The sequence below is a fragment of the Acinetobacter sp. 'aerobic (ED)' genome, from assembly GCF_904886855.1.
In the GTDB taxonomy this organism is placed as follows: Bacteria; Pseudomonadota; Gammaproteobacteria; order Pseudomonadales; family Moraxellaceae; genus Acinetobacter; species Acinetobacter courvalinii.
This window is the reverse complement of the sequence record NZ_CAJHGI010000010.1, coordinates 21009-35637: the sequence shown is the minus strand read 5'-3', so window position 1 is coordinate 35637 and position 14629 is coordinate 21009. Positions and strand designations below refer to the sequence as shown.

Genomic DNA, 14629 nt, shown 5'->3' with positions numbered 1-14629 from the left:
CGATCAAACAGGACAACATAAATGATTGACTTATACTACTGGGGTACGCCCAATGGACATAAAATAACAATTGCCTTAGAAGAAATGCAGCTGGAATATCAAATTTTTCCCATCAATATTCTTGAAAACGACCAGTTTCAGCCAGATTTTCTGAGAATCTCTCCAAATAATAAAATCCCTGCAATTGTTGACCAAAATGGCCCACGTGGCGAACCGATTTCCGTATTTGAGTCGGGTGCGATCTTGCAGTATTTAGGTAGAAAAACTGGATTATTTTATCCAACTGACGAGCAGGAACGGGTTGAAGTTGAACAATGGTTGATGTGGCAAATGGGTGGCTTTGGGCCAATGCTGGGACAGAATCATCATTTCAATAAGTTTGCGGCTGAAAAAATTCCCTATGCGATTGACCGTTATGTAAATGAAACCAAACGTCTTTACAATGTCTTAAACAAGCAGTTGATTGGACAGAAGTTCGTGGCTGGTGAATATTCCATTGCAGATATGGCGATCTTGCCTTGGGCATTACGTTATGAATGGCAGGGCATTCAACTTGAAGATTATCCGTATGTAAAAGATTATATTGAACGCTTAACCGCCCGCCCTGCGATACAGAAAGCCTTGTCGATCAAGGTGGGATGAGCTATTGGCTGGACAGCAGTACTATTTAAAACATTGGATCATTGCGATGGGATTGTTGCTAGTGACAGCAATCCTTTGCGCTCAGTTGCAAATGCTTTATTCAGAAAGTCATTTAGCCGGTTTAGTATTTGCTTTCATTACCATTCTAGGGCTTTTCTTTGCTACACTTTTTTCTTGGCTACAGCTTGAGACCAGAAACTCATATTTGAGCACGTGGTTTTTTACTGGGTTTTTAAGCCTCTCATTAGTTTTATGCAGTTATCTTGACCATCAGGTTTATATGGATTTGGCCGCAGTTTCAAATACGGCGTTACAACTGAGTCTATATCAGAAGATTGTAAGTTCTGATCTTACATTCTGGCTCTTATTTCTTTTTCCCTTTCTCCTTTCCATCTTACATTTCTTGATTCGATCTAGAACAGTGAAAACTAAGCATTAATCGTTGGCGTAATTATCTTCTTATTGCTATAAGCAGGACTCTTTTATAATTGTGTAATTTTTCATCTTGTCTTGGCACGATCAAGTTACGATGATCTAAACTCATCAAAAATAAAGATTATGCAATCAACAATTTCAGCGGATTATTTAAGAAAGCTTGGTTTTGAAGGTGATTTTTCACCTACTTTGGCTCATCTAAACACCTTATTGAGTCTGCATGTGCAGAAAATTCCTTTTGCTAATTTTTCTTCTTTTTTGGGTGGAGAGGTTTTATTGGAATCTGATCAACTTGCTCAGAAGTTATTGAGAAATGATCAAGGGGGGTATTGTCTAGAGCACAGTACCTTAACCAGAATTGCGTTAACCGAACTGGGATATGAGGCTTATAACGTGTTAGGACGGGTTTATTACCAAGGCACACCTACTCGTACGCCAGTACGGACTCATTTGGTCACATTGGTGCATATTGATCAGCAATTGTTTTTATATGATCCCGGGTTTGGTGGTATGACACCAACGATGGTTTTAACGCTTGACCAAATCGGCGAAACACAGCAGACACCATTAGAGCCTTTTAGGTTTGTTGAAGTTGCCCAGAGTGGTTTGGATACGACTGTACTGACAGAAATGAAATATATGCTGCAAGTCTGTATTCATGATCAATGGGTCAATGTCTATGCAATTAACCCCGAACAGCAGATTGCACATGCTGATACACAGGTCGCAAACTACTACATTTCGACCTCACCAGACTCCTTGTTTACTCAGCACCTAATGTTATCGACTGCCAATAGCGAAATGCGGGTCACGTTAAAAGATCGGGTCTTAAAAATGCATGGCAAAGGGGATTCTAATAAAAAACAGTTAAGCAATTTTGATGAATTTGAATGCACCATTAAGACCGTTTTTCAAATGAATATCAGTGATGAGCAATTACAGGCTACCTGGCAAAAACTGGCACTGACTCAATAATTTCAGCTTATAGTGATATAGGCTGCTATGCTTTAATTGATATTGTGTGATCCCTTTAAATTGATGTCTTATTTTTTACTATTTCTCTCGGCTTTTGGTGCCGCGACGTTATTACCCCTACAGTCTGAAGCGGTACTAATGACCTTACTGGTACAAGGTTTATCTAATCCGTTTTATCTGATCTTGGTTGCGACCATTGGTAATGTATTGGGTTCCTGTGTGAACTGGTGGCTTGGCCTGAAAATCGAACACTTTAAAGATAAAAAGTGGTTTCCTGTTTCTGAGCAGCGTTTAAAACAAGCCCAGCAGATTTATCATAAATATGGTTTCTATTCGCTGTTGCTGAGTTGGACACCTGTGATTGGCGACCCGATTACCCTGATTGCAGGCTTGATGAAAGAGAACCTTTGGCGATTCTTCTTGATTGTCACAATCGCCAAAGGTGGGCGTTATTTAACTTTATATGCTTTGTATGTTGGCATCTTTTAAAAATAAGGAGGAAGACAAATGCTTCCTCTCAGCTCTATTGATCTGAACCTTTGGTAATATCGACCTTGAATAAGTCACTGGTTTTAAACCAGCAATAACTCACCACGGCAAGGGTCATACAACCGCCAAAAATGGTGGCGGTGATGGTACCGAGATATTTGGCTGCCAGACCGGATTCAAATGCGCCCAGCTCATTGCTTGAAGAAACGAACATCCCATTCACAGCAGCGACGCGACCTCGCATATTTTCAGGAGGAAAGATTTGCAGCACGGTTTGACGAACCACCACCGAAACACTGTCACAGGCACCGGTCATGGCAAGGGCAAAGAGTGACAGCCACATATTGTTGGAGAAGGCGAACAGAATGGTAAAAATACCAAAGCCAGCGACGGCTAACAGCATATTGCGCCAGGCATGGTGCATTGGCGGGAACTTGGTCAGTACAATCATGGTAATCAGTGCACCGATAGAAGGTGCCGCACGTAAGTAGCCTAAGCCTTCGGGGCCAACTTTTAAAATCTCTTCCGCAAAAATCGGCAATAGCGCAATCACACCGCCAAATAGTACCGAGATCAGATCCAGTGAGATGGCCCATAACACAATCTTGGTTTTCCAGATAAAACGGAAACCATCGGTCAGGCTTTGTAGCACATTCTCGGTTTCCATTTTCGGAAAAGTTCGCTTCGCTAGACAGTTAATTAAAATGAAGCAAACCGCCAATAATGCGGATACCGCAAACAGACTGGTTTCACGACCTAAAAAAGCCAGCATAAACCCACCGAGCATGGGGCCAATAATGACCCCGCTTTGCCAGCCAATCGTGGTCCAGGTTGCACCATTGGCATACAGGTCACGTGGAATCAGAAAAGGCTTGAGTGAAGTTGCGGAGGGATTGTAAAAGCCGCGAATGGTACCCAAGGCGAAAATGACGGCATAAATGCCCCAAGAGAGTGTGGTAGTGCCAATTTTTTCTAAACCATGTAAATGGAACAGTGCCCAAAGTACCAACGGCAGGGGGATAGAAAAGAACAAACAGACTTTCATGATGCTCTGTTTATTCAGTTTATCTGCAAAATAACCGCCCCATAAAGACAGGGTAATGAAAGGGATTGCCTCTGCCAGACCAATAAAGCCGAGCGTAAGCGGATCACGGGTAATCTGATACAGTGAATAGGCAACGATGATTTCCTGAATCAGGATAGCCAGTGTCAAGCAGAACTGATTAACAGTCACGATAGAGAAATCCCGATACCGCAAGGCGGCAAAAGCATCATTCTGTATATTCATATGGATGGGTGTTTAAGAATTTGATTCTATTATAGGCGCTGATTTTGTGTATGTTTCTCATAATTTGAGAATTAATTATGGAAAATAACGTTTGCGGAAAACATCTCTATTTCTATCAAAAAATGAGCATTTTACTTTTGTTTTAGCGATAGATGCTATATCATACTGCCTTCCTTACCTGCAGGTCGATTTGCAATCGTGCAAACGTGCCGAACAGGTGCCCAAAAGAGGTTACTATGGCTAAGTTAAAAACTCGCCGTGGTGCAGCTAAACGCTTTAAAGCGACTGCAAACGGTTTCAAGCGCAAACAAGCATTCAAGCGCCACATTTTGACCAAAAAATCTGCTAAGCGTATCCGTCAATTGCGCGGTTGTGTAATGGTTCACGTAAGTGACGTTGCATCAGTTCGTGCTATGTGCCCATACATCTAAGGAGATTATAAATGGCTCGTGTAAAACGTGGTGTAGTGGCTCATCGTCGTCACAAAAAAATTCTTGCTCGCGCTAAAGGTTACTATGGTGCTCGTTCACGCGTTTATCGCGTAGCGTTCCAAGCGGTAATCAAAGCTGGTCAATACGCATACCGTGACCGCCGTCAAAAGAAACGTCAATTCCGTGCTTTATGGATTGCGCGTATCAATGCTGGTGCTCGTCAAAACGGTTTGTCTTACAGCCGTATGATCGATGGCTTGAAAAAAGCTCAAGTGATCATCGACCGTCGCGTATTAGCTGACATCGCTATGCATGATGCAATCGCATTTGCTGCTTTAGCTGAAAAAGCTAAAGGCGCATTAGCTGCATAAGCTTAGAGATTCAAAAGAAGGCCGCTTTTTAGCGGTCTTTTTTATATTTATAACTTTTCACTTCTATCAATCACTAGAGACAGGAGTTTGCTTCTATTCCTCCTATAAGCGTTTGAGTGATTGATGGAAGTTTAATAATTTAGGAGCTACTATTATGGGCTTCTTTGTCAGCTAAGTTTTTAAGTACTTTATAGATTGCATAAAACAGTGCAAGAATCAGAATAAAAAGATTGCCCCAATGAACTGCAAAATAAGCTAAGGTCCATAAAGCACAATAACACCATAACATTGACCATAAAAATTTCACGATCCCTAACCAACGAAAGTGTGGTTGCGGTTCGATAGGTGAGGTCGTTTCATGTTCGGTAAGTGGAGTTGTGATAGGGGAGAAATCGGCTGAGTTTTGGGTTTTTGGAGTGAATTTAAAAGCAGTGAGTTGTTCTTGATGATTATTGATGTTGGAGCTCTGATATTGATTGGCAGCGTATTTTAGGATAAGTACATGGAATTCGTCGAGTATATTACGCACAGTGTCAAATTCTAATCTTTCATTTTCAGTCATTTGCCAGTAATCACCATTATCATTTTTAATATGGGATTCATTATCCAACTGATTTTTTAAACGAGCAGCGTTGAGCATGAGAATACTGGCATAATTTTTTTTGAGGTTATAAGGCAAAACTGGAAACTGTTCTTCTAGTCTATACATGTCACCTTCATAACAATTATTATCAGTTAAAGGAATAGGGTAGCTACCAAAGCGTTGGGCTACAGCAAAATTATAAATTTTTTCTTGGTATTCATTGAAAAAGCTTTGCCAAGAGATCGGTTTTAAGTCTTCAGTAATATAAGATACAACCTCTACAGGAAGATCTTTCAATACATAATTTTCAACACTATCGTGATAATTATTATAGTCTGAATACAATGGATATCCATCGTTGTCGTAGCTTTGCCAAGATGGTTTTTCTTCACAAGGTAGGAGCACTTTCAATTGTTGCTGGGAAAAATGGCAAATAATGCAAAACTCATCCTCAGCTTGAAAGAAATTAAAAAGTTCTGATTCTCCGAGATAATTCGCAATTATTGAGGTTGAATGTAAACTGATTTTCTCTAGGCCTAGACGTTTAAGATAACTTAAAAAATGTGAGGCAGAGCCTGCGAGTAAATTACCCTGATCAATATTTCTTAAAATAGGAAAGTGAGTAAAGAGTAAGGGGTGGCGGTCTAAAAGTTCGGAATCTACACCTCCTGTTAAAAATTCGTTTCCATAACTGACTAACGCGATTTGACGGTATATTCTTGGTAAATACATCTATGCTGTTCTTCCTATTATAATCATTGTAAATAATAGATAGATTGAACAAAAACGCATGAGAAAACAATATCACTTTAGACAAGTGGGTCATGATACTTATATTTGGGATGTACATCATCTGGTTGAGCTAACCAAAACTTTTGTGATCAAGAAAGTTACACTTGCTGATATTCGAGAACTCAACGAAGCCTATTGGTTTCCAGATCAATTTCCGACGACACAGCAAATCATAGAACATTTTCAATTGGTTCAAGACGCTGATCTGAGTTATCCCATTATTTTATGTGCCGAAGGTCGGGTCATGGATGGCATGCATCGTGTTGCCAAAGCAAGTTTATTGAGACATAGCCATATTCTTGCCGTGCAATTTGAACAAACACCTGAATCCGATTTTATCAATGTGGATGAAGAGGAGCTGGATTATGATGATTAAATCAATCTTTTGATTTAATTCAAGATTACATAACCCAAACATGTTGCAATAGACTTTTCTCCCTGAATCTTTTTACAGTAAAGAAAACAAGATCGGGATAAAAAGTATGCGAGTGAGTGTAGAAGGTTTAGAACAAGGCGCGATTGAAACAGAATTAAGTATTTTGCCTAGAAAAGGTGAAACTATCCGGATCTTCTATGGTCCTGATGCGGAAGTAGAGGGCGAAATTGAAAATATCCATCATATTGTCAATCAGCATGATGGCGGGCATAAAGTTGTTATCAAAATCAGGCCAACTTTTTAAATTGATAAAAACCTAGATCAAGTGATCTAGGTTTTTTTATTTAATCTATCGCTATAAGCCAAAATAATACGCACACACGCAGATGATAAGGGTGAGTAGAATCAATTTGATCACACCTGAAGCACCAACTTTGTGATGTTGCTGGGTATTGTTAAGTCGTTGTGGAATTTCCATGGTCCGGTCGATGATTTCGGGTTCTTCCGCTGTCAATTGAGCGCTTTGATAATGATTGGCGGTTTTCACAATCAATTTGGCAAATAGGTCATCCGCTTTTTGCAAAAAGTTGCGCACATTAATTTGCTCTTCGGGGCTTAGCAATTCACCAGCTGTAGTGTAAGGGTGCTTCTTTTGCTGTTCCAAATGCTCTACCAATGCCTGGGTGCGGTGCAATAAGCGGTGTGCACAATCTGCTGGATAGTCGGTCGGGATCAAGGCCAGTTGCTGACTAGAAAGGTCGTCTGGATCGACTGCATAACCGTAGAAAGGAAGGTCCTGCTGTTCAGGTTCTATAAAGTTGTCCGCATATTTGCTATTAAATAATTCTCTTTCCAGAAAAATAGCAACTTCATTCCAGTTGACTTTTTTGAGATCTGCATCGATTTTCTTGGCGAACTTATCATTTAGCTGGTAACGCCAAAGATCTTCTTGACGTAGCGTTGATTGCTGAGAGGCGGGTGTTTGAAATTCACTGTCGCTATTGTCCCATTCCGCCAGTTCATGTCCACAGATCCAGGCCGTTTTTTTGTTGGCTTGATGGCTTACGATAAAATGTGTGAAGGGAAGCAGTTCAACATTGGCATTTGGATTCTGTTCGTCATTGAGCAGGCTAGATAAATGTAGACTCAGCTTTTTCACGCCTTGTTTTTTTAAGCCTTCAAGCCAGATCTGGAAATGTTGAGCCAGTAGATGCTGTGACAGTAAATCTCTGAAGATCAGGCGATTCTGAGCAAAAACCGGATGTTCAATCCAGCGATTGAAATTGAGATTTCCTGCAAGGTATTCATTGCCATAGGTGACAAGGGCAAGTTGCTGTTTCCAGATTTGATCGAGCGCCATCGTTATTCTTTCTCATTGACGAATTAGGGTTTATTGATATTTCACAGATGCTTGCGACAGTGGACATTTTTTTGATGCTACAAGGCATGTCTTATGTAATTTAGTCATTCTAAATAAATAAGATATAACGCAGTAGCGGCAAAAAATGTCCCTGTCCCATAGGGTTATGGCTAAAACTTCCCTAAACTGTGTTATGAAACTTGACAAGGGGTTTGCCATTGTCTGCGTTTCATGCCTTGTTTATGTCGTTTTAGCCGATAACGCAAGGCATGGTTGAAATGTCAATAGACCCTAGTATCTTATCCATTTTATTCAATTATTGATCATTTTTTTCAAAAATTAATCAACCTGTTTCATTCTCCTGTGCTTTTATCCTCAACTTGCTGCACAAAAAAACAGAAGATTTAAAGCTGGGTTTTGCTTCATAAAATGGATGAAAAGCTGATAAACTATAGCGTTTTCTTATATTTCTATATTTTGTTGCTTTGAGAGTTACTATGTCACTGGAAGCCCTGACCACTGAAGCGCTTGCTGCCATTGCAGCGGCTCAAGACCTTGCTGCACTCGACCAAGTACGTGTGCAATTTACAGGGAAAAAAAGCCAGCTTGCAGAGCAGTCGAAAGCACTTGGAAAGATGGATCCTGAACAACGAAAAGTACAAGGTGCTGCCATCCATGCTGTTCGTGAAGCAATCAATAGCGCTTTGACCGAGCGTCAACAGTCATTACAACAAGCGGAACTTGCAAAGAAACTGGCAAGTGAAACCATTGATATTACCTTGCCAGGCCGCGGTCAGCGCATGGGTAGTATTCACCCTGTTACTCAGGTTCAGGAGCGTATTTGCCAGTTCTTTACCAAAGCCGGTTTCCAAGTTGCACATGGTCCTGAGGTTGAAGATGACTATCACAACTTCGAAGCCTTAAATATTCCTGGGCATCACCCGGCACGTGCCATGCACGATACCTTCTATTTCGACGCAACACATTTGCTGCGTACCCATACATCGGGTGTGCAGATTCGTATCATGGAAACCAGTCAGCCACCGATTCGTATTGTGTGTCCAGGCCGTGTTTACCGTTGTGACTCGGATCAAACCCATTCGCCGATGTTCCATCAGATCGAAGGTTTATATGTTGCAGAGAACACTAGCTTTGCCGAGTTAAAAGGTTTGTTAATTAACTTGCTTAATGAATTCTTTGAAAAAGATTTGAAAGTACGTTTCCGTCCGTCTTATTTCCCATTCACAGAGCCAAGTGCCGAAGTGGATATCATGGATGAGCGTGGTCGTTGGTTAGAGGTTTTAGGTTGTGGCATGGTACATCCAAATGTACTCCGTGCTGCAGGCATTGATCCTGATAAATACAAAGGTTTTGCCTTTGGTTTAGGGGTGGAGCGTTTTGCAATGTTGCGTTATGGCATCAATGATTTGCGTATGTTCTATCAAAATGATGTGCGTTTCTTACGCCAGTTTGCCTAGACAGATTTGGACCTCTCCCTAACCTCTCCTAAAAGGAGGGGGAACAAAAGTAGATTTATAGGTTTTTAATAAAATGAAAATTAGTGAAAATTGGTTACGCACCTGGGTCAATCCAGCAATTGATAGCGATACATTGTCTGATCAGTTAACTATGCTTGGTCTGGAAGTGGATGATTTGGCACCTGTGGCGAAACCCTTTACTGGTGTGGTTGTGGGTGAGGTACTCACAGTTGAACAGCATCCAGATGCAGATCGTTTACGTGTGACCACGGTGAATATTGGTTCAGGTGAGCCATTACAAATCGTTTGTGGTGCACCGAATGTCCGCGTGGGCATGAAAGCGCCTGTTGCCACTGTTGGGGCGGTATTGCCAGGTGATTTTAAAATTAAAAAAGGCAAACTGCGTGGTGTTGAATCACATGGCATGTTATGCGGTGCTTCTGAAATTGATTTAGAAGACAAGATTGACGGTTTATTGGAATTACCTGCTGATGCGCCAGTGGGGATCAATATCCGTGAATATTTAAAACTTGATGACAATGTGATTGATATCAGTATTACCCCAAACCGTGGTGACTGTTTCAGTATCCGTGGTATTGCACGTGAAATTGCAGTCATCAATCAGTTAAAGATGAATGAGCCTGAAATTCAGTCAGTTGCTGCAACCATCACTGATGAAAAAGCAGTGACGATCACGACTGAGGGTACGCCACGTTATTTGGGTCGTATTGTTAAAAATGTCAATGTCAAAGCGGCAACACCAGACTGGATGGAACAAGCACTAGCGCGTTCAGGTATCCGTACGCATAGCATTCTGGTGGATATTACTAACTACGTATTACTTGAGTTAGGTCAACCGATGCATGCTTTTGATCTGGCGAAAATCGAAGGTTCAATCCAGGTCCGTCAAGCGCAGCCTAAAGAAAAATTGATGTTGCTCAATGATCAGGAAGTTGAGCTACAAGATGACATCATGGTGATTGCTGATGATCAGAAAGCCTTGGCCATTGCCGGTATCATGGGCGGTCTGGACTCATCGGTAACCGATGATACGCAAGATATCTTCCTTGAAAGCGCTTTCTTTGCGCCGTTAGCGATTGCTGGCCGTGCACGTCGTTTTGGCTTGCATACCGATTCATCTCAACGTTATGAACGTGGGGTTGATTTTGAACTGCCAATGATTGCCATGCACCGTGCTTCTGAATTGATTCAGGCCTTTGCTGGCGGTGAATTTGGCCCGATCACGATTGCTGAGCAAGCGGCTTTATTGCCAAAACGTGAAGCGATTGTATTGCAACAGGCGCAAGTTGATCAGTTACTTGGATATCAAGTAGCGGGTGATTTTATTGCTGATGCATTAACACGCTTGGGTTGTGTGGTGACCGCAATCGCTGAAGGTGAGTGGAGTGTTGTCCCACCTTCGCATCGTTATGATATGGCGATTTATCAAGACTTGATTGAAGAAGTGGTACGTATTGATGGTTATGACAATATTCAAATCAGTTTGCCAAAAATTGATGTCAAGTTAGAGAAATATCAAGACCGTTTTGAAATTGCGCAATTACGTCAAACGATTGCAACATTGGGCTATCAAGAAGCGATCAGCTTTAGCTTTGCCGATGCAAAACTGGAAAAACAGCTGAATCCAGCGGTACAGCCATTGATGCTGGCAAACCCGATTTCAAGTGATCTGGCTGCAATGCGCAGTACCTTGCTATCGAGTCTGATTCCTTGTGTACAGTACAACCTAAACCGTCAACAGCCACGTGTACGTTTCTTTGAGTTAGGTTTGCGTTTTGACTATCAGAATGCCCAAAGTATTCATGATCTTAAACAGATCCCGACGTTGGCCTTGATTGCGGTTGGTCCACGTACGCCTGAATCCTGGCACGCCAAACCTCAGGCCATAGATTTCTTTGACTTTAAAGGTGAGGTTGAAGAGATTCTGGCAGCAGGCCGTATTGCTGTTGAGTTTGCCCGTAGTGAACGTGCATGGTTACATCCAGGGCAGTCTGCGGAAATTTTAGTCGCTGGTCAATCGATTGGATATCTCGGTCGTTTGCATCCATCACTGGAAAGTGAACTCGATTTGGGCACAACTTGGGTGGCAGAACTGGATCAGCAGGCTGTTTTGCAATCTTATGTATCTAATTTTACAGAATTATCACGTTTTCCATCGGTTAGACGTGATATTGCGCTTTTAATCTCTGATAATATTGAGGTAAGAGATATTCAGCGGTTAATTGAGCAAACTGGTGGAGAGTTACTCGACTCGACATGGTTGTTCGATGTGTATACGGGGCAAGGAGTTGAACAAGGCAAACGCTCTCTCGCTTTTGCAGTGTTATGGCAACATCCAACTCGTACGCTTGAAGATGCTGAAATTAAATCTGGTATGGATAACATTATTCAAGTGTTGGAAGACACTTACCAAGCGACATTGAGGGCCTCATGACAGCATTAACAAAAGCAGATATGGCGGACCATTTAAGTGAGCTGACTAGCTTAAATCGCCGCGAAGCAAAACAAATGGTCGAGTTATTTTTTGACGAAATCAGCCAGGCATTGATTGCGGGTGAGCAGGTCAAACTTTCTGGGTTCGGTAATTTTGAGTTGCGTGACAAACGTGAACGTCCAGGACGTAATCCTAAGACGGGTGAAGAAATTCCGATTTCTGCCCGTCGTGTAGTAACGTTCCGAGCGGGTCAAAAATTTAGACAACGTGTTGGAAATGAGCAGATCGATTGATCTGCTTTTTTTATCTTTGTATTTTGTTTGAACTTTAAAATATTTAGGCATAAAAAAAAGAGAACCGATAGGTTCTCTTTTTTTCGATAATCTAAAACTAGATTATTGTGCAGCAGAAGCTGGAGCAGAAGCAGCAGCTGGAGCAGCTTCAGAAGCAGCAGTTGCTTCAACAGCAGCAGTAGTCGCTTCAGAAGCAGCAACAGTTGCTTCAGAAGCAGCAGCTACAGCTTCAGAAGCAGCAGCGTTAGCGTCAGCAGCTGGAGCTTCTTCTTTCTTAGAGCAACCAACGAAAGCTAAAGTAGTAGCAATAGCAGCAACAACAGCGAATTTTTTGAATAACATGGCATCACTCTCATAAAATTGTGAGATTAAAAAAAACCTTAAGTTAGTCTGTTTGTGCTTTTATTATTCCTAAACGCTTTAGGTAACAACGCAGGGAGCAGCCTAACTGGTCTGAGGCTATCCTATCAAAGCAATTCATGAATTACTACTGTTCTGTCCAACAAAACGACAAAAATGGGCAAAATTTGGCTGTTTTTTGATAGAAAATAACTATGGATTATAAATTTTAAATCGGTAAGTTGCGGAAATTAAATAAGTTATTTTATAAATATATAAATAAATCAATAGAATAGTGTTTTTAGTAACTTTTTTAAAAAAATGTAAATGTTATGTAAGTTTGTCAACCAAATAAAAAAAGCTACCATTGAGGTAGCTTTTTATTCGACTTTAGGTCGAGGCTTTTCTTTTCATCTGATCGAAGAAATCATCATTGGTTTTGGTTTCTTTCATACGATCCAGTAAGAATTCCATGGCCGCAAGCTCATCCATTGGGTGTAGGAGTTTACGCAGAATCCAGACTTTACGCAGATTTTCTTCGCTCATGAGGCGTTCTTCACGGCGAGTACCTGATTTCTTGATGTTCATTGCCGGGAATACACGTTTCTCTGCAATACGACGATCAAGCGTGATTTCCTGGTTACCTGTACCTTTGAATTCTTCGTAGATCACGTCATCCATCTTACTGCCAGTTTCAATCAACGCAGTTGAGATAATGGTGAGTGAACCACCTTCTTCAATATTACGTGCCGCACCAAAGAAACGTTTTGGACGTTCTAAAGCATGCGCATCCACACCACCAGTTAATACCTTACCTGAGGATGGAATCACGGTGTTGTAGGCACGGGCAAGACGGGTAATCGAATCGAGCAGAATCACTACATCTTTCTTGTGCTCAACCAGACGCTTGGCCTTTTCAATCACCATTTCGGCGACTTGCACATGGCGGGCAGGGGCTTCATCGAAGGTTGATGCCACAACTTCACCACGAACAGTACGTTCCATCTCGGTTACTTCTTCCGGACGTTCGTCAATCAGAAGCACGATCAAGAACACTTCCGGGTTGTTACGGACAATGGATTGCGCGATATTTTGCAATAACATTGTTTTACCCGCTTTCGGCGGTGCCACAATGATTGAACGTTGACCTTTACCAATCGGGGCAACCAGATCGACTACACGGGCAGTTAAGTCTTCAGTTGTACCATTCCCGAGTTCCATAATCAGTTGTTCGGTCGGGAAAAGTGGGGTCAAGTTTTCAAATAAAATCTTGTTGCGCGAATTTTCAGGGGTATCGTAGTTAATCTGGTTAACTTTTAATAGGGCAAAATAACGTTCACCTTCTTTCGGTGGACGAATTGTACCGGTAATGGTGTCACCGGTACGTAAGTTAAAGCGACGGATTTGTGATGGACTGACATAGATGTCATCTGGTCCAGCTAAATATGAACCAGCCGCAGAGCGTAGGAAGCCAAAACCATCAGAAAGAATTTCGAGAACACCATCACCAAAGATTTCTTCGCCATTCATGGCATGGCGCTTTAAAATGGCAAAAATAATATCTTGTTTACGGTTACGTGCCATGCCTTCAAGGCCCATAAACTCCGCAATCTTAATGAGTTCGCCAATGGGTTTTTTCTTGAGTTCAGTTAAGTTCATAAGTGGTCAGACAGAATGGAATAAGTGGAGGACTACGTTAGGGAAAGAATAAAAATCGACCGCATACATACATGCTGATGTAATTGTATTTACACAACCACAATTCAGTAGTCTGGTTCATTGTTTCAGAGAGAAATGTGAAAACAATTGTTTATTGCCGAGCGGCGATCTTATGTTTTGTGTCTTGTAAGAAGCGCAATGAAGTAGATTCCATTCAAAGCTTCTTGATCCAGAAATATAGATGAAATCAGGGGATTTGTCAATTTTTAACTGGAAATACACGATTCAGTTGAGCGTGTATTTCCAGTACTGACAATTCAACAGTCTTATTAGATGTTTTGGTCAATAAATGCTGCAAGTTTTGAACGTGGTGCTGCGCCAACCTGTTGAGCAACAACTTCACCATCTTTAAACATCAATAATGCTGGAATATTACGGATATTATATTTCACCGCAGTGTCTTCGCATGAAGTCACATCAACTTTAACGATTTTCACTTTACCCGCGTATTCGTTTGAAAGTTCTTCAAGAACAGGGGCAATTGCTTTACATGGTGCACACCAGCCAGCCCAGAAATCTACAAGTACAGGCGTTTCAGCATCTAAAACATCTGCTTGGAAGTTTTCATCAGTAGTATTAACAATAGTCGCAGACATAAGGTTG

At 41.5% G+C, this 14629-nt stretch carries 17 protein-coding genes; 11 read left to right on the top strand and 6 right to left on the bottom strand.

The features are described 5' to 3' along the window. The first annotated feature begins 21 nt into the window (after positions 1-21). The 4 genes from JO943_RS16980 (at position 22) to JO943_RS16970 (ending at position 2541) form a co-directional block, all read left to right on the top strand. Positions 22-642 (top strand): glutathione S-transferase N-terminal domain-containing protein, encoded by a 621-nt coding sequence (locus JO943_RS16980; protein WP_005228758.1) that lies wholly within the window; start codon positions 22-24, stop codon positions 640-642. 46 nt (positions 643-688) lie between these two features. Further along, positions 689-1081: a hypothetical protein gene (locus tag JO943_RS18580; RefSeq protein ID WP_227555852.1), complete on the top strand. Its 393-nt coding sequence runs from the start codon at positions 689-691 to the stop codon at positions 1079-1081. Between the two features lie 119 nt (positions 1082-1200). After that, positions 1201-2052, top strand: coding sequence for an arylamine N-acetyltransferase family protein (locus tag JO943_RS16975; protein WP_202741379.1), 852 nt, complete (start codon positions 1201-1203; stop codon positions 2050-2052). A 63-nt stretch (positions 2053-2115) separates the two neighbouring features. Beyond that, entirely contained in the window at positions 2116-2541 is a 426-nt protein-coding gene (locus JO943_RS16970; RefSeq protein WP_202741378.1) for a YqaA family protein, read from the top strand. Between the two features lie 34 nt (positions 2542-2575). Here the strand turns inward: JO943_RS16970 and JO943_RS16965 are convergent, their stop codons facing one another. Continuing rightward, complete coding sequence (locus JO943_RS16965; RefSeq protein WP_202741377.1) at positions 2576-3829, bottom strand: MFS transporter; 1254 nt, start codon at positions 3827-3829, stop codon at positions 2576-2578. 236 nt (positions 3830-4065) lie between these two features. On the opposite strand from JO943_RS16965, the gene rpmI reads away from it, so the two are divergent. Then, a complete protein-coding gene (gene rpmI, locus JO943_RS16960; protein ID WP_004637967.1) occupies positions 4066-4260 on the top strand; it encodes a 50S ribosomal protein L35 in 195 nt (64 codons plus the stop codon). An 11-nt stretch (positions 4261-4271) separates the two neighbouring features. After that, a complete protein-coding gene (rplT, locus tag JO943_RS16955) occupies positions 4272-4631 on the top strand; it encodes a 50S ribosomal protein L20 (protein WP_004655655.1) in 360 nt (119 codons plus the stop codon). Positions 4632-4770: 139 nt separating this feature from the next. On the opposite strand, the gene JO943_RS16950 is transcribed toward rplT, so the two are convergent. Further along, the gene (locus JO943_RS16950) at positions 4771-5946 is read right to left on the bottom strand and encodes a hypothetical protein (RefSeq protein WP_202741376.1); all 1176 of its coding nucleotides are present in this window, start codon (positions 5944-5946) and stop codon (positions 4771-4773) included. A gap of 58 nt (positions 5947-6004) precedes the next feature. Between JO943_RS16950 and JO943_RS16945 the strand changes: the two genes are divergently transcribed. After that, positions 6005-6382, top strand: coding sequence for a hypothetical protein (locus tag JO943_RS16945; RefSeq protein ID WP_202741375.1), 378 nt, complete (start codon positions 6005-6007; stop codon positions 6380-6382). 106 nt (positions 6383-6488) lie between these two features. Next, a complete protein-coding gene (locus tag JO943_RS16940; protein WP_005228775.1) occupies positions 6489-6686 on the top strand; it encodes a hypothetical protein in 198 nt (65 codons plus the stop codon). Between the two features lie 51 nt (positions 6687-6737). On the opposite strand, the gene JO943_RS16935 is transcribed toward JO943_RS16940, so the two are convergent. Then, entirely contained in the window at positions 6738-7742 is a 1005-nt protein-coding gene (locus tag JO943_RS16935) for a hypothetical protein (protein ID WP_005228778.1), read from the bottom strand. A gap of 497 nt (positions 7743-8239) precedes the next feature. Between JO943_RS16935 and pheS the strand changes: the two genes are divergently transcribed. The 3 genes from pheS (at position 8240) to JO943_RS16920 (ending at position 11968) form a co-directional block, all read left to right on the top strand. Next, positions 8240-9220, top strand: coding sequence for a phenylalanine--tRNA ligase subunit alpha (gene pheS, locus JO943_RS16930; RefSeq protein ID WP_202741374.1), 981 nt, complete (start codon positions 8240-8242; stop codon positions 9218-9220). A gap of 73 nt (positions 9221-9293) precedes the next feature. Continuing rightward, positions 9294-11675 (top strand): phenylalanine--tRNA ligase subunit beta, encoded by a 2382-nt coding sequence (pheT, locus tag JO943_RS16925; protein ID WP_202741373.1) that lies wholly within the window; start codon positions 9294-9296, stop codon positions 11673-11675. After that, entirely contained in the window at positions 11672-11968 is a 297-nt protein-coding gene (locus tag JO943_RS16920) for an integration host factor subunit alpha (RefSeq protein WP_000126166.1), read from the top strand. The genes pheT and JO943_RS16920 overlap by 4 nt, the downstream gene beginning before the upstream one ends. A 102-nt stretch (positions 11969-12070) precedes the next feature. On the opposite strand, the gene JO943_RS16915 is transcribed toward JO943_RS16920, so the two are convergent. The 3 genes from JO943_RS16915 to trxA form a co-directional block, all read right to left on the bottom strand. After that, positions 12071-12310: a hypothetical protein gene (locus JO943_RS16915; RefSeq protein WP_005228789.1), complete on the bottom strand. Its 240-nt coding sequence runs from the start codon at positions 12308-12310 to the stop codon at positions 12071-12073. Between the two features lie 387 nt (positions 12311-12697). Next, the gene (rho, locus tag JO943_RS16910) at positions 12698-13966 is read right to left on the bottom strand and encodes a transcription termination factor Rho (protein WP_004664227.1); all 1269 of its coding nucleotides are present in this window, start codon (positions 13964-13966) and stop codon (positions 12698-12700) included. Positions 13967-14295: 329 nt separating this feature from the next. Next, positions 14296-14622: a thioredoxin gene (trxA, locus tag JO943_RS16905; protein WP_004774726.1), complete on the bottom strand. Its 327-nt coding sequence runs from the start codon at positions 14620-14622 to the stop codon at positions 14296-14298. Positions 14623-14629: the final 7 nt, after the last annotated feature.

Bases quoted from the DNA above. Each gene is read 5' to 3' on its own strand.
- JO943_RS16980 (WP_005228758.1), top strand. From the start codon at position 22: ATGATTGACTTATACTACTGGGGTACGCCCAATGGACATAAAATAACA.
- JO943_RS18580 (WP_227555852.1), top strand. From the start codon at position 689: ATGGGATTGTTGCTAGTGACAGCAATCCTTTGCGCTCAGTTGCAAATG.
- JO943_RS16975 (WP_202741379.1), top strand. From the start codon at position 1,201: ATGCAATCAACAATTTCAGCGGATTATTTAAGAAAGCTTGGTTTTGAA.
- JO943_RS16970 (WP_202741378.1), top strand. From the start codon at position 2,116: ATGTCTTATTTTTTACTATTTCTCTCGGCTTTTGGTGCCGCGACGTTA.
- JO943_RS16965 (WP_202741377.1), bottom strand. From the start codon at position 3,829: ATGAATATACAGAATGATGCTTTTGCCGCCTTGCGGTATCGGGATTTC.
- rpmI (WP_004637967.1), top strand. From the start codon at position 4,066: ATGGCTAAGTTAAAAACTCGCCGTGGTGCAGCTAAACGCTTTAAAGCG.
- rplT (WP_004655655.1), top strand. From the start codon at position 4,272: ATGGCTCGTGTAAAACGTGGTGTAGTGGCTCATCGTCGTCACAAAAAA.
- JO943_RS16950 (WP_202741376.1), bottom strand. From the start codon at position 5,946: ATGTATTTACCAAGAATATACCGTCAAATCGCGTTAGTCAGTTATGGA.
- JO943_RS16945 (WP_202741375.1), top strand. From the start codon at position 6,005: ATGAGAAAACAATATCACTTTAGACAAGTGGGTCATGATACTTATATT.
- JO943_RS16940 (WP_005228775.1), top strand. From the start codon at position 6,489: ATGCGAGTGAGTGTAGAAGGTTTAGAACAAGGCGCGATTGAAACAGAA.
- JO943_RS16935 (WP_005228778.1), bottom strand. From the start codon at position 7,742: ATGGCGCTCGATCAAATCTGGAAACAGCAACTTGCCCTTGTCACCTAT.
- pheS (WP_202741374.1), top strand. From the start codon at position 8,240: ATGTCACTGGAAGCCCTGACCACTGAAGCGCTTGCTGCCATTGCAGCG.
- pheT (WP_202741373.1), top strand. From the start codon at position 9,294: ATGAAAATTAGTGAAAATTGGTTACGCACCTGGGTCAATCCAGCAATT.
- JO943_RS16920 (WP_000126166.1), top strand. From the start codon at position 11,672: ATGACAGCATTAACAAAAGCAGATATGGCGGACCATTTAAGTGAGCTG.
- JO943_RS16915 (WP_005228789.1), bottom strand. From the start codon at position 12,310: ATGTTATTCAAAAAATTCGCTGTTGTTGCTGCTATTGCTACTACTTTA.
- rho (WP_004664227.1), bottom strand. From the start codon at position 13,966: ATGAACTTAACTGAACTCAAGAAAAAACCCATTGGCGAACTCATTAAG.
- trxA (WP_004774726.1), bottom strand. From the start codon at position 14,622: ATGTCTGCGACTATTGTTAATACTACTGATGAAAACTTCCAAGCAGAT.